The sequence below is a fragment of the Streptomyces lanatus genome (assembly GCF_014655715.1).
Classification (GTDB): domain Bacteria; phylum Actinomycetota; class Actinomycetes; order Streptomycetales; family Streptomycetaceae; genus Streptomyces; species Streptomyces lanatus.
Genome location: NZ_BNBM01000004.1, coordinates 510,925 through 529,446, shown reverse-complemented (window position 1 = coordinate 529,446; position 18,522 = coordinate 510,925). Strand labels below are relative to the sequence as shown.

The following is an 18,522-nucleotide window of genomic DNA, read 5'->3' as shown; positions in this document are numbered from 1 at the left end:
GGCCTTCACTTCCCGCGCGTCCACGCCAGCAGCTCCTCCGCCGTCCAGGTGGTCAGCACCCGCTCGGCGGGCACCCCGCACTCCTCCGCCCGCGCACAGCCGTACCGCTGCCAGTCCAGCTGCCCCGGCGCATGCGCGTCGGTGTCGACCGAGAACAGCACGCCCGCCGCCACGGCCCGGCGCAGCAGCCGCCTGGGCGGGTCCAGTCGCTCCGGCCGGCTGTTGATCTCCACGGCCGTGCCGGACTCGGCGCACGCGGCGAACACCTCGTCCGCGTCGAACTCCGACTCCGGCCTGCCTCGCCCCGTGATCAACCGCCCGGTGCAGTGGCCGAGGATGTCCGCGTGCGGATCGCGTACGGCGGTGACCATGCGGCGGGTCATCGCGCGGGCCTCCATGCGCAGCTTGGAGTGCACGGACACCACGACCACGTCGAGCCGCTCCAGCAGCTCGGGTTCCTGGTCGAGGGAGCCGTCCTCCAGGATGTCGCACTCGATGCCGGTGAGCAGCCGGAACGGGGCCCAGGTCTTGTTGAGCCCCGCCACCACGTCCAGCTGCTCCCGCAGCCGGTCGGCCGACAGCCCGCGGGCGACCGTCAGCCGGGGCGAGTGGTCGGTGAGCACCGCCCACTCGTGTCCGAGCCCGGCGGCCGTGCGGCCCATCTCCTCGATCGGGCTGCCGCCGTCCGACCAGTCGGAGTGCAGATGGCAGTCGCCGCGCAGCAGCTCCCACAGCGGCCCGCCCTCGGGCGGCTCGGCCTCCGGCCGCTCCTCCAGGTCGGACAGGTACCCGGGCACCTGCCCGGCCAGCGCCTCCCGCACCACCTGCGCCGTCTTCGGTCCGACGCCCCGCAGCGACTCCAGGGTCCCGGCCTCGGCCCGAGCTCTTACCTCGTCCTCGGGCAGCGCCGCCAGGGCCCGGGCGGCCGTACGGAAGGCGCGTACGCGATACGTCGGCGCCAGGGACCGCTCCAGCAGAAAGGCGATCCGGTCCAGGGCCTGCACAGGATCCATCGGCACCTCCACCTCCAGGGTTCCCCGGTGGCGGTGTGCCCGCACGGCGGGCGTCCCTCAAGGACTCGTTGACGCGCGTTGCGCTCTACGCTCTATTCATGACCGAAAGCGCGAGTCCGCACATATCGCAGCCGCGGATCATGGTGCTCGGGGTTCAGCCGGGCACTCCTCCGTTCCGCATCATGGAGATCGACGGTGAGGTCGTCGGTTTCGCGAGAACCGTCACCGACGTCCTCGAGACCGCCGCCATCTACGGCATCAGCGTCCATGACCTGGACGACCCGGACGTGGTCCGCTGGGTCGGCGGCGACAAGTTCACCTGGGTTCACCACTAGCCGGGTGGGCCGGGCCGGTGCCATCGGGTCGGCTCAGCCCTGCCCTCTGGCTGCCGCACTCCCGGTCGTCACCGAGACGTGGTCCACCACCAGTTGCTGCGGGAAGACGGTGGAGCCGTCCGGGTCGCCGGGCCAGTAGCCGCCCACCGCGAGGTTCAGGATCAGGAAGAACGGCTTGTTGAACACCCACTGCCTGCCGCCCAGATCGGCCGGTGTGCGCCGCTGGTAGACGTTGCCGTCCACGGACCAGGTGATGGAGTCGGGCGCCCAGTCGACGGCGAAGGTGTGGAAGGCGTCGGCGAAGGCCTGGCCGTTCGGTAGGGAGTAGCCGGCTCCTATGCCGCCCGAGCCGGAGTAGCCGGGGCCGTGGATGGTGCCGTGCACCGTCGAGGGCTCGAAGCCGACGTTCTCCATGATGTCGATCTCGCCCGAGTCCGGCCAGTTCACCGGCGTGCCGAGCATCCAGAACGCGGGCCACATGCCCTGTCCCCGCGGCACCTTGACGCGTGCCTCGACGTGCCCGTACTGGGCGGTGAACTTCCCTGAGGTGTTCAGCCGGGCCGAGGTGTACTGGCAAGTGCCGTACCAACACTGGTAGTTGGCGGGGTTCTCGCGCCGGGCCGTGATCACCAGGTGGCCCTGGCCGTCCAGTGCCGCGTTCTTGTTGCCCGACGTGTAGTACTGCCGCTCGTGGTTGTTGACGTTGTCGCCGGTCTCGATCTGCCACTTCGACGAGTCGACCGCGGCGCCCGCGGGCCCGTCGAAGTTGTCGGAGAACGTCGCCGCGACGGCCGGGGCGACCGGTGGTTCGGCCTGTGCGGGGCCGATCGTCGCGGACGCGACCATGGCGGCCGACAGCGCGGTGAGCAGACATATGCGGCGCAGGCGTGGGGAAGCCATCGTGCTCCCTTCCATACGGCGCCCCGATGGACGGGCGCGCCGAGCGAGGTGGGGGGTGAAGGGTGTCGCCACTTGATTTAAGTGATGAGATAAGAGGGCGTCAATACCTTGGTACAGACCATTCATGGTGGGCCGTCACCCTCACCCTTCGCCCATCCTTCGTCGGCCGCCGAAGTGTCGACTTCCTAGGCTGCTCGCCATGAACGCCGCACATATCGGGGAACTGCTCGCCGTCCTGGGCGCGGGGACGGCGGCCGGTGCCGTCAACGCCGTCGTCGGCTCGGGGACACTGATCACGTTCCCGGTCCTCCTCGCGACCGGGCTGCCGCCCGTCACCGCCACGGTCTCCAACGCGCTCGGCCTGATCCCCGGCTCCATCAGCGGCGCCATCGGGTACCGGCGCGAACTGCGCGGCCAGCGCCAGCGCATCCTGAAGTGGGGCGCCGGCGCCGTCCTCGGCGGGGTCACCGGGGCCACCCTGCTGCTGGCCCTGCCCGCCTCGGCGTTCGAGCGCATCGTGCCGGTCCTGGTGGGCCTCGCCCTCGTCCTGGTCGTTCTCCAGCCGCTGATCAGCAGGAGACTGCGCGACCGCCGCGCCCGCGCCGGAAAGGCGGCACGCCCCGACGGCGGCCCCCTCCTCCTGATCGGACTGACCCTGGCCAGCGTCTACGGCGGCTACTTCTCGGCCGCCCAAGGCATCATCTACGTCGCCCTGATGGGCATGCTCCTCGACGACGACCTGCAACGCCTCACCGCCGTCAAGAACGTGCTCGTCGCCGTGGTCAACTCCGTCGCCGCGCTGTTCTTCCTCGTCGCCGCGGAGTTCGACTGGACGGCCGTGGCCCTCCTGGCGATCGGGTCGGCAGCCGGCGGCCATCTGGGAGCCACCCTGGGCCGTCGGCTGCGTCCCGCCGTGCTGCGCGCGTTCATCGTCGTGGTCGGCACGGTGGCCATCGTCCAGCTGGTGCTGCGCTAGGAGGAACGGGGCTCGCGCGCGTGCACCGCACGGCTCAGCCGCCGTCCCAGCAGGAGATAGCCGATCAGTGCCCCGGTGGTGTTGAGGATGACGTCGTCGATGTCGAAGGCCCGTCCCGTGACCAGTGCCCCCTGCGCGAACTCGACCAGCAGCATCACGGTCGCCGTCAGGAGCAGCACCCGCACCACGCCGCGGGTCTGCGGGGCGACGACCGGGACCAGGATGCCGAACGGCACTCCCAGCAGCAGATTGCCGCCGATCTGCCGGACGGCGTCCCGCAGTTCGGGCTGGTCCAGATAGGCCCGCAGGGTGCTGCCGGGGCGCAGGTTGGTGTGGGTCAGGGCCTCCGACGCGGGCGACGGCTCCAGGGTGAGCTTCGCCAGTACGACGGCGAAGGCGACCATGAACGCGAAGGCGCACAGCATCGCCAGCAGACGAGCCAGAACCCGCAGCGGACTCCGCCCGGATCGTGCGGTCGACCCGGGCTTGGCGGCGCGCCCGGGCTTTGCGGAGCCCTTCGCCTTGGCGGCGGAGTGCTTCGCTTTGGCGGCGTCCTTCGCCCTGGTGGTGCCCTTCGACTTGCCGGCGCCCTTCGACTTGGTGGTGCCTGCGGACTTGGGAGTTCCGGGGTGCGGCGCGGCGCGCGAACGTGAGGTTCCACGGGCCATGCGATCCTCCAGTCTTCAACTTCCCTTGGCAGTAAGGGGATTACCCCCGGTACCGCGAGGCGATGCCGCCGCTGCGGGCAGGAGTCGTCAGGTCCCGTAGGTCACCTTCACCTCCTTGAAGCCGAGTGAGCGGAGGAGCCCTTCGAGCATGCCGGTGGTGTTGGTCTCCGCGCGTGCGGTCAGCCCGCTCTCCTTGGCCGCGTCGCCGATGTGCCGCACCGCGAGCTTCTGCACGGCCTGTTCGCCGTTCGGGTTGTCCGAGAAGAGATCGCCGATACGGTCGAGCAGACCGCGCTGCTTGGACACCGCGTAGGAGCGGTCGGGGTCGAGGGACGGTTTGCCCAGCGCGGCGTGCGGCAGCCGGAGCGTGGCGGACGTACGGTCGCCGTTGACCGTCACGTCGTCGTCGCCGACCTTTCCGAGGTCGACATACGCGTCCACGGTGCCCGCGCCGACGTACAGCGTGCGGGAGCCGCGGATGGCGTCGGGCAGGAACTTGGCGTCCTTCTCCAGATCCACGACGATCTGGAAATTGCCGGAGGCCGCGTCGTAGCGGCTGAGGTCCTGGATGGACTGGAGCAGGGCGGGGCCCGAACGGTCGTCGGTCTCGGTGCCGAACAGGTCCTTGAGGCCGGGGAGCACACTCAGTCGGATCCCGGCGAAGAAGACGACGAGCACCAGCACCAGGGCAGTCACCACCTTCGCCCAGCCGGGCATGCGCTTGTCGATGCGCTTGATGGAAGTCGTCATGTCGACGTTCCTCCTTCCCTGTTCAACCAAGTACCCCCAAATCCCTTGTCAGACCTGTCCGTTGACCGATTGCGGACGCTGGCCGGGGCACGGAGGGCGCACTAGCGTGGTGACCGCCCCGTACCGGCGTGTCTGGAGACCCGATGAGCGCAGACAGCACGTCCCGGCCCCTGCTTCCCATGCACCGCATCAGCCTTCCTGAGCCCGGCCCGCCCAGGCTCGGCACCCTCGCCACCGGCACCCCCGTGTGGCTCGTGACCCGGTACGCCGAGGTGCGGCAGGTGCTGATGAGCCCCCGGTTCGACCGGAGTTCCCTGCACGCGCCGGACGCCCCGCCCCTCCTCGTCGTACCGAATCTGCTGGACGCCCCCGACGGACTCCTCAACCAGGACGGCGCAGCCCACCAGCTGCTGCGCGGCACGGTGCAGCGGGCGTTCACGCCCAGGGCGATCGCCCGCTGGCGGCCCTGGGTGGCCTCCGTCGTCGAAGCGCTCCTCGACGACCTGGCCGCGCGGGAGCGCCCCGCCGACATCGTCGAGGGGTTCACGCGACCGCTGCCCGTGTCGGTGATCTGCCGGCTGATGGGACTGGAGAACGTGGATCGCGAACGCATCCGGCACTGGGCCGACCACGCCCTGTCCGGCGGCGCCCACACCGCCGAGGAGGTCGGGCTGGCCATGCGGGAGTTCGGTGAGTTCGCCGGTGACCTGGTGGCCGAGCGCCGCAAATCACCCGGTGACGACCTGGTCAGCGGGCTGGTCGCGGCCGGGGACGGGCTCGGGATCGACGAGCGCCGGCTGATCATGCTGGTCTGCGGGCTGGTGGTCGCCGGGCACGAGACCACCCTGACGGCCCTCGGCAACGCCGTCGTCTATCTCCTCACCGACGGACGGGCCGCCTGGCCGGGACTCGCCGAGGACGGGGACGCGGCGGCCACCGCTGCCGAGCAGCTGCTGCGCACCATCCCGCTCAGCGAGGGGCGGCTGCTGCCCGGGCTGATCCGCCGGGCCGTCGAGGACACCGAGGTCGGCGGGGTGCTGATCCCGGCGGGCAGCGTGGTCGCGCTGCAGACCAACAGCGCCGGCCGCGACCCGGAGGCCTTCCCGCCCGGCGAGCCCGATCTCTTCGCGCCCCTGACCTCACCCGGAATCGCCTTCGGCGCGGGCCCCCACCACTGCCTGGGCGCCTGGCTCGCCCGCCTGGAACTCGAACTCGCCCTGCACCGGCTGGCCGCCCGCTTCCCGGACCTGCGCGCCGAGTTCACCCCCGAGTCCATCGAGTGGCAGGAGGGCCAGCTGACACGGAGCCCGCGCCGGCTGCCCGTGTCCTGGTGAGGCGGTCGCCACACGCCCTCGCCCACACCCTCAGCCGCAACGTTTCTGCTGTGGTCAGTAGCATGAGTCCGCCACCCGGAGTGATCATGCGAGGAGCGGATCGTGCGAGAGATCGCCGTGTTCAGCGGTAGTGCCCACCCCGAACTGGCGGCGGAGGTCTGCGCTCACCTGGGGGTGCCGCTCAGCCCCACCCGGGTCAGCCGCTTCGCCAACGACTGCCTGGAGGTACAGCTTCAGGCCAACTGCCGGGAACGGGACGTCTATCTGATCCAGCCCCTGGTCCGGCCGGTGCAGGAACACCTCGTCGAGCTGCTGCTGATGTGCGACGCCGCACGTGGCGCCTCCGCACGCCGGATCACCGTGGTCATGCCGCACTATTCCTACGCACGCTCCGACAAGAAGGACGCGCCCCGCATCTCCCTCGGCGGCCGGCTCGTCGCCGACCTGATGGTGGCGGCGGGCGCGAGCCGCGTCCTGGCCATGACCCTGCACGCGCCCCAGGTGCACGGCTTCTTCACGGTGCCGGTCGACCACCTGCACGCGCTGCGCGAACTCGCCGCGCACTTCCGGCAGTACGACCTCACCCGTACGACCGTCGTCTCGCCCGACCTCGGCAATGCCAAGGAGGCCGCCGCCTTCGCCCGGCTGATCGGCGCCCAGGTCGCCGCCGGTGCCAAGCAGCGGTTCGCCGACGACCGGGTCAGCATCAGTTCCGTCATCGGTGAGGTGGCCGGGCGGGACGTGATCATCCTGGACGACGAGATCGCCAAGGGCAGCACGGTCCTCGAACTCCTCGACCGGCTGCGGGAGTTGGGCCCCCGCTCGATCCGCGTCGCCTGTACGCACGGTCTGTTCGCGGACGGCGCCCTGAAGCGGATCGGCGAGCAGCCGGACGTACTGGAGATCGTGTGCACCAACACCGTGCCGATCCCGGCGGAGGAGCGCACGGAGAAGCTGCGGGTGCTGTCCATCGCCCCCGCGCTCGCCGAGGCCGTGCGCCGCATTCACAACGGTGAGTCCGTCAGCGCCCTGTTCGACGCGCCGGGAACCGAATAGACAGGAAGTACCCGGATGCTCAGGAGGGCTCGCCATGGCGAAGGCGAAGTTCCAACGGACCAAGCCGCATGTGAACATCGGGACCATCGGGCACATCGACCATGGGAAGACCACACTCACCGCGGCCATCACCAAGGTGCTGCACGACAGGTTCCCCGACCTGAACCCGTTCACGCCGTTCGACATGATCGACAAGGCGCCCGAGGAGCGGCAGCGCGGGATCACCATCTCCATCGCACATGTCGAGTACCAGACCGAGCACCGGCACTACGCGCACGTGGACTGTCCCGGGCACGCGGACTACATCAAGAACATGATCACCGGCGCGGCCCAGATGGACGGCGCGATCCTGGTCGTCGCGGCCACGGACGGTCCGATGCCGCAGACCAAGGAACATGTCCTGCTGGCCCGCCAGGTGGGCGTGCCGTACATCGTCGTGGCGCTCAACAAGACCGACATGGTCGACGACGAGGAGATCCTCGAACTCGTCGAGCTGGAGGTGCGCGAGCTGCTGACGGAGTACGAGTTCCCGGGCGACGACGTCCCGGTGGTCAAGGTCTCCGCGCTCAAGGCCCTGGAGGGGGACCCGGGGTGGACGCAGTCGGTGCTCGATCTGATGGACGCCGTCGACACGGCCGTACCGGAGCCGCAGCGTGACGTGGACAAGCCGTTCCTGATGCCGATCGAGGACGTGTTCACGATCACCGGCCGGGGCACGGTCGTCACCGGTCGCATCGAGCGCGGTCGGCTGCTGGTGCACAGCGAGGTCGAGATCATCGGCATCCATGACCAGAAGACGAAGACGACCGTCACCGGTGTCGAGATGTTCCGCAAGCTCCTCGACGAGGGCCGGGCGGGGGAGAACGTGGGGCTGCTGCTGCGGGGTGTGAAGCGGGAGGACGTCGAGCGCGGTCAGGTCGTCATCAAGCCGGGCTCGGTGACCCCGCACACCCAGTTCGAGGCGCAGGCCTACATCCTGTCCAAGGACGAGGGCGGCCGGCACACGCCGTTCTTCGACAACTACCGTCCCCAGTTCTACTTCCGGACGACGGACGTGACGGGCGTGGTCACCCTGCCGAAGGGCACCGAGATGGTCATGCCGGGCGACAACACCAGCATGCTCGTCCAGCTGATCCAGCCCATCGCCATGGAGGAAGGGCTGAAGTTCGCCATCCGTGAGGGCGGTCGGACGGTGGGGGCCGGGCAGGTCGTGAGGATCATCAAGTAGGGCTCGACCGGGCCCTCATAATGTGCCGGACGTGGCCTCGGGCTGGCCGAGTGCCGCGTCCGGTGTCGGATGCGGGGTTAGCAGCCGGTCCAGGCCGGTGATCCGCAGTACGCGCAGGGTCAGCGGATGGGTGCAGACCAGGTGCAGCTGCCCGCCGTGGTCGTGCGTACGGACCAGGGCCCGGTACAGCAGGCGCAGTCCCGAGCAGTCGAAGAACTCGATGTTCCTCAGGTCGATCACGATCCGCGCCTCGGGGTGGGCCGTCACCCGGTCCAGGTAAGGGGCGATCTCCACGGCGGCCGCGATGTCGATCTCACCGCGGAACTCCAGCACCGTGTGGTCCCGGTGCCGGTGGACGCGCAGATGCCGGCTGAACGGCGCAGGATCCTGCTGCACGACGACATCGCCTCCAACCTGTTCACTTGAGTCGGGCTGCTCAAATCCAGTCCCCGCACTGCAAGTTACCCTCGATCGAGCGAATCTGAGCATGTTCGATTGACATATGTCTTTGAATTGCGACAGATGCTTCGCGGGATGTACGGGGTGTGACGGGCTTGGTCACGACAATGCGTGCCACGCCCTCGACAGTGCCTGGCGGAGCTGCTCGGTCTGATGGGCCGTGAGGTCCCGCACCATCCGCTCCTCCAGCTCCCGCACGGGACCCGCGTGACGGGCGAGCACCTCGCGGGCCGTGTCGGTCAGCAGGATCAGCAGCTCCCGGCGATTGCGCGGATTGCGCTCCCGGCGCACCAGCCCACGGCTCTCCAGGCTCCGGAGCAGGTCGGCGATCGACTGTGCCGTGACGAAGGAGTCGCGGGCCAGCTGGGCCGCCGACAGTCCGTCGTGTCTCTCCAGGACGGTGAGCGCGGTGTACTGCAGCGCCGTGATCCCGGACGGCTTGACCAGTTCGTCCAGGTGGGAGCGGACGACTAGCTCCACCTGCTTCACCATGTAGAGCAGTGACGGCGGTGCCTTGGTCGGCTGGGCGTCGAGCATGCGTTCAGCCTAGAGCATTGACAGGAATCCTGTCTGTAATGAGACTGCGGACCAACAGGAAACCTGTTGGTTGAAATCTTGGCGATGAGGCTGAGGAGTGGCGATGACCACCTTCGAGATCGAACCCGGTCGCTTGTTCATCGGGGGTCGGTGGCGCGAGGCCGCCGACGGAGCCCGCACCGAGGTGGTCGACCCGTCCCGCGGCACGGTCCTCACCACCGTCGCGGACGCCGGTGCCGCCGATGTGGACGCGGCCGTGCGCGCCGCGCGGGACGCCTTCGACGATGGCGCCTGGTCCGGACTCAGCGGGCGTGAGCGCGGCAGGGTGCTGCACCGGGTGGCCGAGCTGATCCGGGAGAACGCCGACCGGATCGCCGAGCTGGAGAGCCGTGACGTCGGCAAGCCGATCACGCTCGCCCACGCCGTCGACGTCAACAACGTCGCCAACGACTACGAGCACTTCGCCGCCCTCGCCCACTCGCTCGACGGCTCCGTCCGCGACACCCCCATGAACGCCCTCGCCTACGTCCGGCGCCGGCCCCTCGGCGTGGTCGCGGCGATCACCCCGTACAACTTCCCGCTGATCCTGGCCGGTTCGAAGATCGGCCCGGCGCTCGCGGCCGGCAACACCGTGGTGCACAAGCCGGCCGAGGAGACCCCGCTCAGCGCCCTCTACATGGCCGATCTCTTCAAGCGTGCCGGTGTCCCGGACGGTGTGGTCAACGTCGTCACCGGTGGACCCGCGGCCGGTGAGGCGCTGCTGCGGCACTCCGGCGTCGACAAGGTCGCCTTCACCGGCTCGACCTCGGTCGGCCGGAAGGTCGCGGCCATCGCGGGCGAGACGCTCAAGCCCGTCACCATGGAACTCGGCGGCAACGCGGCCCATGTCGTCTTCGAGGACGCCGACCTGGAGAAAGCCGTCGGCGCGATCATCAAGGGGTTCGTCTTCAACACCGGGCAGTTCTGCATGGGCGCACCCCGGCTGCTGGTGGCGCGCCAGGTGCACAACACGGTGCTCGGCATCCTCGCCGACGCCGTGCCCGGCGTCCCGGTCGGCGACCCGCGGGCGGCCGAGACCGTCGTCGGCCCGATGGCGGGGGAGCGGCACCTGCGCAAGGTCGAGGAGTACGTCGAACTGGCCCGCAAGGAGGGCGGCCGCATCGTCTGCGGCGGTGAGCGCCTCGATCTGGACGGTGGCTACTACTACAAGCCCACGGTGATCGCCGACCTGCCGAACGACTCCCGGGTCGTCCAGGAGGAGATCTTCGGCCCCGTCCTCACCGTGCAGCCCTTCGACTCCGAGGACGAGGCCGTCGAGCTCGCCAACTCCACCCCGTACGGGCTGGCCTCCGGGGTCCAGACCGGCAATCTGGCCCGCGCCCACCGCGTCGCCGACCGGCTGGACGCGGGCATCGTCTGGGTCAACGACTGGGCGATGCTCGACCCCGCCGTGCCCTTCGGCGGCGTCAAGGACTCCGGCTTCGGCCGCGAGTACGGGCCCGAGGCGCTGGACGCCTACACCACCACCAAGTCCGTCGTCGTCTCGCTCGACTGAGCCTAGGAGTTCCTGCGATGCCTACCCCCACCCGCGCCGCCGTCGTCGAGTCGGGCGGAGCCCCCTTCACCCTGTCCGACGTCGAACTCGCCGACCCCGGGCCGCACGAGGCCGTCGTCCGTATGGTGGCGACCGGCCTGTGTCACACCGACCTCGGCGTGGCGAGCGGCGGACTGCCCTTCCCGCTCCCCGGCGTCCTCGGCCACGAGGGCGCGGGCGTCGTCGAGGCCGTCGGCCCGGCCGTGACCGGCGTCGCACCCGGCGACCACGTCGTGCTGTCCTTCACCTCCTGCGGCGACTGCCGCGACTGCCGCGGCGGACACCCCGCGTACTGCGCTACCTGGCTGCCGCTGAACCTCATCGGCGGCCGGCGTGCCGACGGCACCGGCACCATCAGCCGGGGCGGTGAGGAGCTCGGCGGTCACTTCTTCGGCCAGTCCTCCTTCGCCGAGCGGGCACTGGTCGACGAACGCAGCCTGGTGAAGGTCGACCCGGAGGTGCCCCTCGCCTCGATCGCCCCGCTGGGGTGCGGCGTACAGACCGGTGTTGGCGCCGTCTGGAACGTACTGAAGCCGGTCACCGGCAGCACGGTCGTCGTCCTCGGCGCCGGAGCGGTCGGCCTGTCCGCCGTCATGGCGGCCGCCCTCACCCCCGCCACCACCATCGTCGCCGTCGACCGCGTCGCCGAACGTCTGTCGCTGGCAAGGGAGTTGGGCGCCACGCACACCGTGAACGCCGCCGAGGCCGACCTCGGCGAGGCGCTCGCCGGGATCACCGGCGGCAGGGGCGCCGACGGCGTCGTGGAGACCACGGGCAACGTCGGCGTCCTGCGCCAGGGCGTCGACGCACTCGCCGCCCGCGGCACCCTGGTCGTCGTGGGCGCCCCGCCCTTCGGCACCGAGGTCGCCCTGGACGTCAACGGCCTGCTCGGCGGCAAGCGGATCGTCGGCCTCACCCTCGGCGACGCCGAGACACAGACCTTCATTCCGGCCCTGGTCGAGCTGGTGAAGGAAGGACGGCTCCCGCTGCACCGCCTGATCAGCAGCTATCCGTTCACGGAGATCGACCAGGCGGTACGGGACATGGGCGCGGGCAAGGCGATCAAGCCCGTGCTGACGTTCTGACCCCGGTCAGTCCATCACCAGGACGAGCTTCCCCGTGGTCCGGCCGGTGTCGCCCAGCGCGTGCGCCTTCGCGGCATCGGCCAGCGGGAAGGTACCGGCGATCGCGGGGCGCAGCTTCCCCGCCTCCACCAGCTCCGCGATCGCCCTCATCCCGCTGTGCGAGGCGTCGACCAGCATCCGCAGCGCCCGCACACCGAGCCGCTCGGCCTCCTCGTAGAGGTCGTTCGAACCCCCCGGCAGGATCGACACGACGATCCCGCCCGGGCGCAGCACCCGCAGCGAGCGCGTGGAGATGTCGCCGCCGAGCGTGTCCAGCACGACATCGACGTCCTTCACGGCCTCGGTGAAGTCCGTGTCCCGGTAGTCGATGGCCTCGTCGGCCCCGATCTCCCGCAGGAACTCGTGCTTGCCCGCGCTCGCGGTGCCGATGACATACGCGCCGCGCGCCTTGGCGATCTGCACGGCCACATGCCCGACGCCGCCGGCCGCGGCGTGGATCAGCACCCGCTGTCCCGGCCGGACATCGGCGTACTCGACCAACGCCTGCCACGCGGTCAGCGAGACCAGCGGCAGCGCGCCCGCCTGGACGTGGTCGATCGCGGCCGGCTTGTGGGCGAAGGCGCGGGCCGGGGCCGTGACGTACTCGGCGTGCGAGCCGTGCCCGAAGGGGTACGACAGCATCCCGAAGACCTCGTCGCCGGGCTGGAAGCGGGCGACGCCGATACCGACCGCCTCGACCACGCCGGAGACGTCCCAGCCCAGGACGAAGGGCGGCTCGCCCAGGAAGCCGCCGGTCGCGCGGTGCTTCCAGTCGGTCGGGTTGACGCCGGCGGCGCGCACGCGCACCAGCACCTCGTTCGGGCGCGGCGTCGGGCGCTCCAGTTCCACTTCCTTCAGTGCCTCGGGACCGCCGAGGGTGTCCTGGCTGATGGCTCGCATCGTGTTCACAGTGCTCATGGTCAACCAGCCTGCCCGGCGCCGCCCCGCCAGAAAATGGCACGATTGCCAACCTTCGATAACATCGTGCCATGAGCGATGAGCAGGTGGAACGGGTCGTGGTGCTGGCCCTGGACGGTGTGTATCCCTTCGAGCTGGGCATCCCCAGCCGGATCTTCGGCGCGGCGGACGGCCGCTACGAGGTGCTGACCTGCAGCGTCGACGGCCGCCCGGTGCGCAGCAACGCCGACTTCACCATCGGCGTCGAGCACGGCCCGGAGATCCTCGCCACCGCCGACACCGTGGTCGTCGCCTCCATGGCTCCCGCGTACATCCCCGCGGAGCTGCCCGCGGAGCTCGCCGACGCCCTCGCGCTGATCCGCCCGGACGCGCGCATCGTGTCGATCTGCACCGCGGCCTTCGTGCTCGCGGCCGCGGGCCTGCTGGACGGCCGCAGGGCCACCACGCACTGGCAGGTGACCGAATCCCTGCGGCGCCGCCACCCCCGGATCGACCTCGACCCGGACGTCCTGTTCGTCCACGACGGCCGGATCCTCACCTCGGCCGGGGCTGCCGCCGGTGTCGACGTATGCCTGCACATCGTCCGCACCGACCACGGCGGCGAACTCGCCAACGCCGTCGCCCGGCGCTGTGTCGTGCCCCCCTTCCGGGACGGCGGCCAGGCCCAGTACATCGAGCAGCCGGTGCCCGAGAGCGGAGCCGCGAGCACCGCCGCCACCCGAGCCTGGGCCCTGGAGCACCTCGACGAGCCCCTCACCCTCACCGACCTCGCCGGTCACGCCCGGATGAGCCGGCGCACCTTCGCCCGCCGGTTCAACGACGAGGTCGGCCTCAGCCCCGGCCGCTGGCTGATCCAGCAGCGTGTCGTCCGCGCCCGGCACCTGCTGGAATCCAGCGACCTGTCGGTGGACCAGATCGCCGGTCGCGTCGGCTTCGCCACGGGCACGTCTTTGCGCCAGCATCTGCACGCCGCGATCGGGGTGTCACCGCAGGCGTACCGCCGCACCTTCCGGACCAGCGCGACTCGTCCTCCCCTGGCGGAGAGTGACGGAATCCTCACTTCCGTCAAGACACATGGTTGATCCTTTTGCGTTCAAACCCGATAAGCTCCCGTTCGGCGCTGCGAGTTGACTCGATCGTGATCGGTCATTCCCGCAGTGCGTACTCATGAGTGCGATCGCCAGCACACCCCCCTTGTTCGATCGTCGCCTCGAAGGATGCAGATGGAACTCGCCACACCGCCGCCGGCGGCGCGGCCCCCTGTCGCCTGGTACAGCTGGTGGCTCATGCCACTGGCTTTAGGAGGTGGGACCGTTGCCGCCACGTTCATGAGCTCGGAGCGAATAACCACCGCCGTCGCCGGTGTCGCGGCCACCACCGCGAGCTCCGTGTGTGTTCGCCTCCTGCTCCGCACCCGGGCGCAACTGCGCCGGACCGAGGGCGACTTCCGCACCTCGCAGGCCGAGCACTCCCAGCAGTGGCAGCAGCACGTGGCGGGCCTGGAGCGGAAGTTCAGCTCCGACCGCGCCGCACTGGAGGGCCGCCTCGCCGAACAGTCCGGGGCCTATGAGGCCCAACTGGCCGAGCAGTCCCGCGCGTACGAGGAGCGCCTCGCCGAGGAGAGCGGCTCCTACGAGGAGCGCATCGCCGCCCAGGCCCAGTCCTATGAGGCGCAGCTCGCCGACCAGGCCGAGGTCTGGCAGGAGCAGCTCACCCACCAGCTGGCCGCCGTCGCCCGGCTCGCCGACGAGCAACTGCCCGAAGCGCTAAGGCAGTTGCGCGAGGGTGATGCCATCGACGACGTCCTGCCCAGCGTCAACCAGTGCGCCAAGGTCAGCACCGAACTCCAGGCCAGTCTGCGCAAGGTCCTGCGGACCTCGCTGATCGGGGTCGAGGAGGAGTTCAACCGCTCGACCTCCGCCGAGCAGGCCGTGATCAGCGTCGGCAACCGTATCCACGTGCTGACCAGCAAGCTCCGCGGGCGGCTCCATGAGATGCAGGGCGAGCACGGCCGACTCCCGGCCGTCGCCCGGGGTCTGATGGAACTCGACCAGGCGATCGGCCCCGCCGACTGTCTGGCCGCGAGCATCAGCGTCCTCGGCGGCTCGGACCGCCCCGGCCGCCAGTGGCAGGAGCCGCAGCGCCTGCTCAGCGTGGTGCGCGGCGGCATCGGCCGGATCAAGGACTTCCACCGGATCGACGTACGCCATCTGCCCGAACTCGGCGTCGACGGCGGTCTGGTGGACCACCTCACGCTGATCTTCGCCCATCTCCTCGACAACGCCGCGCGCTACTCGCCGCCCACCGAGCCGGTGCTGGTCTCCGGCAAGGAGGTCCCGAACGGCGTCGGCATCGAGATCCAGGACTCCGGCAAGGGTCTGAGCGAGGAGAAGAAGCGCGACGCCGAGCACGCCCTCACGGGCACCGCGCCCGGCGCGGGCCTCGGTGGCATCTCGGAGGACGCGAACATCGGTCTGCGCGTCGTCGGTATCCTCGCCCGCCGGTACGGCATCCGCGTCACCTTCGCGGACTCGCCGTGGCTCGGCACCTCGGTGGTGATCGTGGTCCCGCACAAGTACTTCAGCCCGCTGCCCGCGGCCGCCTCCGCCACCCCGGCGTCGGTCGCCCCGACGGTGGAGGCCGAAGCGCCGGCGGCCCCGGTCCGTGAGGCGGTCGTCGTCGAGACGGCCCCGGCGGACACCGCCGACGCCGTGGACACCACGCCAGGCGGTCTGCCCCGGCGCCGCAGCAAACGGCACGAGGAGGCACGCCACGAGCCGGCCGGACGCACGGAGCGGAGCGAGGAGACGACATCCGTCGTCGCCGTGCCGCCCGACGCGTCCTTCGCCGGGCTGGCCGCCTTCGCCACCGCGGGCCGTGAGGCGGGCGAGGACGGCGGGCCTGCCGACGGCAGCGAGTCCACCGAGCAGTACCGCACCGAAGAGAGCGACTAGTCCATGACGCAACAGGGAACCGACGTGAGCTGGGCGCTCCGCGACCTGGTGGAGAGCATCCAGGAGATCAACTTCGCCCTAGTGGCCTCCAGCGACGGCAAGGCCATCACCGCCTACGGCGCCGAGGACCCCGACGACGTGGACCGCTTCGCCGCCGTGGTGGCGGGACTGCAGGCGCTGGCCCAGCCGGTCGCCGAGCAGTTCCCCAAGTACGCGGGGCAGCTCAGGCTGGCGATGATCGAGGTCGACGGCGGTCACCTCTTCGTCGTACGCGCCGGAGTGGAGACCTATCTCGGTGTCCTCGCCCGCGAGGGACTCGACCAGGGCCTGCTCGGCCATCAGATGAGGGACCTGGCGCGCAGGATGGGCGAGTTGCTCGGCACCACGCCGCGCCTGGAGGAGCACTCTGGATGAGTGCTCCCCGCCGGTCCACGAATCCGTCCGGTCTCGAGCGTTACTACGTCCTCACCAAGGGACGTAGCGGACCGGGCGGTTCGGCGTCGAGTCTCGACGTGGCGACCCTCATCGTCTCCCGCACGACCCCCGTCCCGGGGATGCAGCACGAGCACGAGGAGATCCTCCGGCGCTGCCGCGATCCGCTGTCGGTGGCCGAACTCGGCGCCCATCTCGGATTGCCCTTCAACATTCTCGCGGTGCTGCTGACGGATCTGCTGGAGGCAGGCCGTGTCGAAGCCCGTGACCCCATCCCGGCGCACTCCGCCGGCCGCGGGCCGGACCTCGCGCTCCTTGAGGAGGTACTCAGTGGACTTCAAAGGCTTTGACCAGCCCGGCGGGCCCGGTTCCGGGGGCACACGCTCGGTGAAGGTGATGATCGCCGGCGGATTCGGCACCGGGAAGACCACCATGGTCCGCTCGGTCAGCGACATCAAGCCGCTCACCACCGAGGAGACCCTCACCCAGGCCAGCGCCGCCGACGATCACCTCATCGGCGTCGCCGACAAGACGGAGACCACCGTCAGCCTGGACTTCGGCAAGATCAGCCTCAATGAAAGCCTGATGCTGTATCTGTTCGGCACGCCCGGGCAGGAGCGCTTCTGGTTCCTGTGGAACGGCCTGTTCAAGGGCGCGCTCGGCGCGATCGTCCTGGTCGACACCCGGCGCCTGGCCTCCAGCTTCCGGGCCATCGAGGAGATGGAGCGGCAGAACGTGCCGTTCGTCGTCGCGCTGAACGTCTTCCCCGACTCCAAGGACTATCCGGTCGAGGAGATAAGAGACGCGCTGGACATCCCCGCGAACATCCCGGTCGTGGCCTGCGACGCCCGGGACAGGGCCTCCAGCCGCGATGTCCTCGTCGCCCTGATACGTCACTTGAAGGATCGCTCCGCCGTCGCACTGGAGTCCCGTTGAACGCCCAGCCCTTGAACGATCCCGACGCCCCGCGCGGCTGCCCGGTCGCCCACGGGGCCGACCTCACCCGGCTGTTCGGGCCGGAGGCGTCGACCGATCCGTACGGCATCTACGAGCGGCTGCGCAAGGAGCACGGGTCCGTGGCGCCGGTGCTGCTGGAGGGCGACGTCCCCGCCTGGCTGGTGCTCGGCTACCGCGACAACCGCCGGGTGCTGGACAATCCGCGCCAGTTCAGCCGGGACGCGCGGATCTGGCGGGACTGGCGGGAAGGGCGGGTGTCCGAGACGCATCCGTTGATCCCGATGGTCGGCTGGCGGCCCGACTGCGTCTCCCAGGACGGCGAACCGCACCGCCGGCTGCGCGGCGCGGTCACCGACGGACTGCTCGCTGCCTCCAGCCGCGGCGTGCGGCGACACGCCACGTACTTCGCGAACAAGCAGATCGACGCGTTCGCCGACACCGGGCGCGCCGACCTGGTGGCCGACTACGCCGAGCACCTGCCGATGCTCGTGCTCACCCGGATCCTGGGCCTTCCCTCGGCGGACGGGCTGCGCCTCGTCGAGTCGTGCGCCCAGGTCTTCAAGGGCGGCGAGGATGCCCTGGAGCACAACGGCCGGATCATGCAGATCCTCTCGGAACTCGCCGAGCGCAAGCGGGCCGAGCCGGGCTCCGACTTCACCACGGCTCTGCTGGAGCACCCGGCAGGCCTCGACCACGACGAGGTCGTCAGCCATCTGCGCCTGGTGCTGATCGCCGCGCACACCACCACCAGCAACCTGCTGGCCCGGGTCCTGCAACTGGTCCTCACCGACGTGGCCCGGTTGTCGGGTCTGGTCAGCGGGCAGCTGAACATCTCCTCGGTGGTGGAGGAGGTCATGTGGGACACCCCGCCGCTGGCCGTGCTGCCGGGCCGGTTCGCCGCCTCCGACCTGGAACTCGGAGGCCATCAGATCCAGGAGGGAGAACTGCTCATCCTGGGCCTGGCCGCCGGCAACCTCGACCCGGAGGTACGACCCGACTCGGCCGTCGCAGTGCAGGACAACCAGGCGCACCTGGCGTTCAGCGCCGGACCGCACGAATGCCCGGGACAGAACATCGGCCAGTCCATCATCGAGATCGGTGTGGACGTCCTGCTGCACCGGCTGCCGGGCCTGCGCCTGGCGGCGCCGTCGGAGGAGCTCTCCTCGACCGCCTCCACGTGGGAGTTCCGGCTCGACAGCCTGCCGGTCGAGTTCTCCGTCTGACACCACCGCTGCCCGGCCGGACTCCCGGCCGGGCAGCGCCGTTTCCTCACACCGTTCCGAGGCG

At 70.3% G+C, this 18,522-nt stretch carries 19 protein-coding genes and 1 pseudogene; 13 read left to right on the top strand and 7 right to left on the bottom strand.

Going from position 1 to position 18,522, the window contains the following annotated elements:
* Positions 1-5 precede the first annotated feature (5 nt).
* Positions 6-1,013 carry a PHP domain-containing protein gene (locus tag IE325_RS14340; RefSeq protein ID WP_190070223.1) on the bottom strand — a complete coding sequence of 336 codons (1,008 nt, stop codon included), beginning with the start codon at positions 1,011-1,013 and terminating at the stop codon, positions 6-8.
* Between the two features lie 98 nt (positions 1,014-1,111).
* Between IE325_RS14340 and IE325_RS14335 the strand changes: the two genes are divergently transcribed.
* A complete protein-coding gene (locus tag IE325_RS14335) occupies positions 1,112-1,348 on the top strand; it encodes a hypothetical protein (RefSeq protein ID WP_190070222.1) in 237 nt (78 codons plus the stop codon).
* Positions 1,349-1,390: 42 nt separating this feature from the next.
* Here IE325_RS14335 and IE325_RS14330 read toward each other — a convergent pair.
* Positions 1,391-2,248, bottom strand: a pseudogene (locus IE325_RS14330) (glycoside hydrolase family 16 protein); the annotation flags it as partial.
* A gap of 199 nt (positions 2,249-2,447) precedes the next feature.
* Between IE325_RS14330 and IE325_RS14325 the strand changes: the two are divergent.
* A complete protein-coding gene (locus tag IE325_RS14325) occupies positions 2,448-3,224 on the top strand; it encodes a sulfite exporter TauE/SafE family protein (RefSeq protein WP_190070220.1) in 777 nt (258 codons plus the stop codon).
* On the opposite strand, the gene IE325_RS47025 is transcribed toward IE325_RS14325, so the two are convergent.
* The gene (locus tag IE325_RS47025; protein WP_373315163.1) at positions 3,221-3,649 is read right to left on the bottom strand and encodes a VanZ family protein; all 429 of its coding nucleotides are present in this window, start codon (positions 3,647-3,649) and stop codon (positions 3,221-3,223) included. The genes IE325_RS14325 and IE325_RS47025 overlap by 4 nt on opposite strands.
* A gap of 330 nt (positions 3,650-3,979) precedes the next feature.
* Positions 3,980-4,642, bottom strand: coding sequence for a DUF4230 domain-containing protein (locus tag IE325_RS14315; protein ID WP_190070219.1), 663 nt, complete (start codon positions 4,640-4,642; stop codon positions 3,980-3,982).
* Positions 4,643-4,785: 143 nt separating this feature from the next.
* Here IE325_RS14315 and IE325_RS14310 point away from each other — a divergent pair, with 143 nt between their 5' ends.
* The 3 genes from IE325_RS14310 to tuf all read left to right on the top strand — a co-directional run bounded on the left by IE325_RS14310 (position 4,786) and on the right by tuf (position 8,260).
* Positions 4,786-5,976: a cytochrome P450 gene (locus IE325_RS14310; RefSeq protein WP_190070218.1), complete on the top strand. Its 1,191-nt coding sequence runs from the start codon at positions 4,786-4,788 to the stop codon at positions 5,974-5,976.
* A 102-nt stretch (positions 5,977-6,078) separates the two neighbouring features.
* Positions 6,079-7,032 (top strand): ribose-phosphate diphosphokinase, encoded by a 954-nt coding sequence (locus IE325_RS14305; protein ID WP_190070217.1) that lies wholly within the window; start codon positions 6,079-6,081, stop codon positions 7,030-7,032.
* A 34-nt stretch (positions 7,033-7,066) separates the two neighbouring features.
* Entirely contained in the window at positions 7,067-8,260 is a 1,194-nt protein-coding gene (gene tuf / locus IE325_RS14300) for an elongation factor Tu (RefSeq protein WP_190070216.1), read from the top strand.
* Positions 8,261-8,275: 15 nt separating this feature from the next.
* On the opposite strand, the gene IE325_RS14295 is transcribed toward tuf, so the two are convergent.
* Positions 8,276-8,656 (bottom strand): anti-sigma factor antagonist, encoded by a 381-nt coding sequence (locus tag IE325_RS14295; RefSeq protein ID WP_229911811.1) that lies wholly within the window; start codon positions 8,654-8,656, stop codon positions 8,276-8,278.
* Positions 8,657-8,818: 162 nt separating this feature from the next.
* Positions 8,819-9,256 carry a MarR family winged helix-turn-helix transcriptional regulator gene (locus IE325_RS14290; protein WP_190070214.1) on the bottom strand — a complete coding sequence of 146 codons (438 nt, stop codon included), beginning with the start codon at positions 9,254-9,256 and terminating at the stop codon, positions 8,819-8,821.
* A 103-nt stretch (positions 9,257-9,359) separates the two neighbouring features.
* On the opposite strand from IE325_RS14290, the gene IE325_RS14285 reads away from it, so the two are divergent.
* Positions 9,360-10,811, top strand: coding sequence for an aldehyde dehydrogenase family protein (locus IE325_RS14285; RefSeq protein ID WP_190070213.1), 1,452 nt, complete (start codon positions 9,360-9,362; stop codon positions 10,809-10,811).
* A 17-nt stretch (positions 10,812-10,828) separates the two neighbouring features.
* Positions 10,829-11,935: an NAD(P)-dependent alcohol dehydrogenase gene (locus IE325_RS14280; RefSeq protein WP_190070212.1), complete on the top strand. Its 1,107-nt coding sequence runs from the start codon at positions 10,829-10,831 to the stop codon at positions 11,933-11,935.
* A 6-nt stretch (positions 11,936-11,941) separates the two neighbouring features.
* On the opposite strand, the gene IE325_RS14275 is transcribed toward IE325_RS14280, so the two are convergent.
* Positions 11,942-12,892 carry an NADP-dependent oxidoreductase gene (locus tag IE325_RS14275; protein WP_190070211.1) on the bottom strand — a complete coding sequence of 317 codons (951 nt, stop codon included), beginning with the start codon at positions 12,890-12,892 and terminating at the stop codon, positions 11,942-11,944.
* 71 nt (positions 12,893-12,963) lie between these two features.
* Here IE325_RS14275 and IE325_RS14270 point away from each other — a divergent pair, with 71 nt between their 5' ends.
* The 6 genes from IE325_RS14270 (at position 12,964) to IE325_RS14245 (ending at position 18,458) form a co-directional block, all read left to right on the top strand.
* Positions 12,964-13,974, top strand: coding sequence for a GlxA family transcriptional regulator (locus IE325_RS14270; RefSeq protein ID WP_190070210.1), 1,011 nt, complete (start codon positions 12,964-12,966; stop codon positions 13,972-13,974).
* Positions 13,975-14,115: 141 nt separating this feature from the next.
* Positions 14,116-15,846, top strand: a complete 1,731-nt coding sequence (locus IE325_RS14265; protein WP_190070209.1) for an ATP-binding protein — start codon at positions 14,116-14,118, stop codon at positions 15,844-15,846.
* A gap of 3 nt (positions 15,847-15,849) precedes the next feature.
* Entirely contained in the window at positions 15,850-16,260 is a 411-nt protein-coding gene (locus IE325_RS14260; protein WP_190070208.1) for a roadblock/LC7 domain-containing protein, read from the top strand.
* Positions 16,257-16,628, top strand: a complete 372-nt coding sequence (locus IE325_RS14255; RefSeq protein WP_190070207.1) for a DUF742 domain-containing protein — start codon at positions 16,257-16,259, stop codon at positions 16,626-16,628. The genes IE325_RS14260 and IE325_RS14255 overlap by 4 nt, the downstream gene beginning before the upstream one ends.
* Positions 16,609-17,214, top strand: coding sequence for a GTP-binding protein (locus IE325_RS14250; protein WP_190070206.1), 606 nt, complete (start codon positions 16,609-16,611; stop codon positions 17,212-17,214). The genes IE325_RS14255 and IE325_RS14250 overlap by 20 nt, the downstream gene beginning before the upstream one ends.
* The gene (locus IE325_RS14245; RefSeq protein ID WP_190070205.1) at positions 17,211-18,458 is read left to right on the top strand and encodes a cytochrome P450; all 1,248 of its coding nucleotides are present in this window, start codon (positions 17,211-17,213) and stop codon (positions 18,456-18,458) included. Before IE325_RS14250 ends, IE325_RS14245 begins: the two co-directional genes overlap by 4 nt.
* The last annotated feature ends 64 nt before the right edge of the window (positions 18,459-18,522 follow it).

Excerpts from the sequence above, each read along its gene's own strand:
- IE325_RS14340 (WP_190070223.1), bottom strand. The coding sequence starts at position 1,013 with ATGGATCCTGTGCAGGCCCTGGACCGGATCGCCTTTCTGCTGGAGCGG.
- IE325_RS14335 (WP_190070222.1), top strand. The coding sequence starts at position 1,112 with ATGACCGAAAGCGCGAGTCCGCACATATCGCAGCCGCGGATCATGGTG.
- IE325_RS14325 (WP_190070220.1), top strand. The coding sequence starts at position 2,448 with ATGAACGCCGCACATATCGGGGAACTGCTCGCCGTCCTGGGCGCGGGG.
- IE325_RS47025 (WP_373315163.1), bottom strand. The coding sequence starts at position 3,649 with ATGCTGTGCGCCTTCGCGTTCATGGTCGCCTTCGCCGTCGTACTGGCG.
- IE325_RS14315 (WP_190070219.1), bottom strand. The coding sequence starts at position 4,642 with ATGACGACTTCCATCAAGCGCATCGACAAGCGCATGCCCGGCTGGGCG.
- IE325_RS14310 (WP_190070218.1), top strand. The coding sequence starts at position 4,786 with ATGAGCGCAGACAGCACGTCCCGGCCCCTGCTTCCCATGCACCGCATC.
- tuf (WP_190070216.1), top strand. The coding sequence starts at position 7,067 with ATGGCGAAGGCGAAGTTCCAACGGACCAAGCCGCATGTGAACATCGGG.
- IE325_RS14290 (WP_190070214.1), bottom strand. The coding sequence starts at position 9,256 with ATGCTCGACGCCCAGCCGACCAAGGCACCGCCGTCACTGCTCTACATG.
- IE325_RS14285 (WP_190070213.1), top strand. The coding sequence starts at position 9,360 with ATGACCACCTTCGAGATCGAACCCGGTCGCTTGTTCATCGGGGGTCGG.
- IE325_RS14280 (WP_190070212.1), top strand. The coding sequence starts at position 10,829 with ATGCCTACCCCCACCCGCGCCGCCGTCGTCGAGTCGGGCGGAGCCCCC.
- IE325_RS14275 (WP_190070211.1), bottom strand. The coding sequence starts at position 12,892 with ATGAGCACTGTGAACACGATGCGAGCCATCAGCCAGGACACCCTCGGC.
- IE325_RS14270 (WP_190070210.1), top strand. The coding sequence starts at position 12,964 with ATGAGCGATGAGCAGGTGGAACGGGTCGTGGTGCTGGCCCTGGACGGT.
- IE325_RS14265 (WP_190070209.1), top strand. The coding sequence starts at position 14,116 with ATGGAACTCGCCACACCGCCGCCGGCGGCGCGGCCCCCTGTCGCCTGG.
- IE325_RS14260 (WP_190070208.1), top strand. The coding sequence starts at position 15,850 with ATGACGCAACAGGGAACCGACGTGAGCTGGGCGCTCCGCGACCTGGTG.
- IE325_RS14255 (WP_190070207.1), top strand. The coding sequence starts at position 16,257 with ATGAGTGCTCCCCGCCGGTCCACGAATCCGTCCGGTCTCGAGCGTTAC.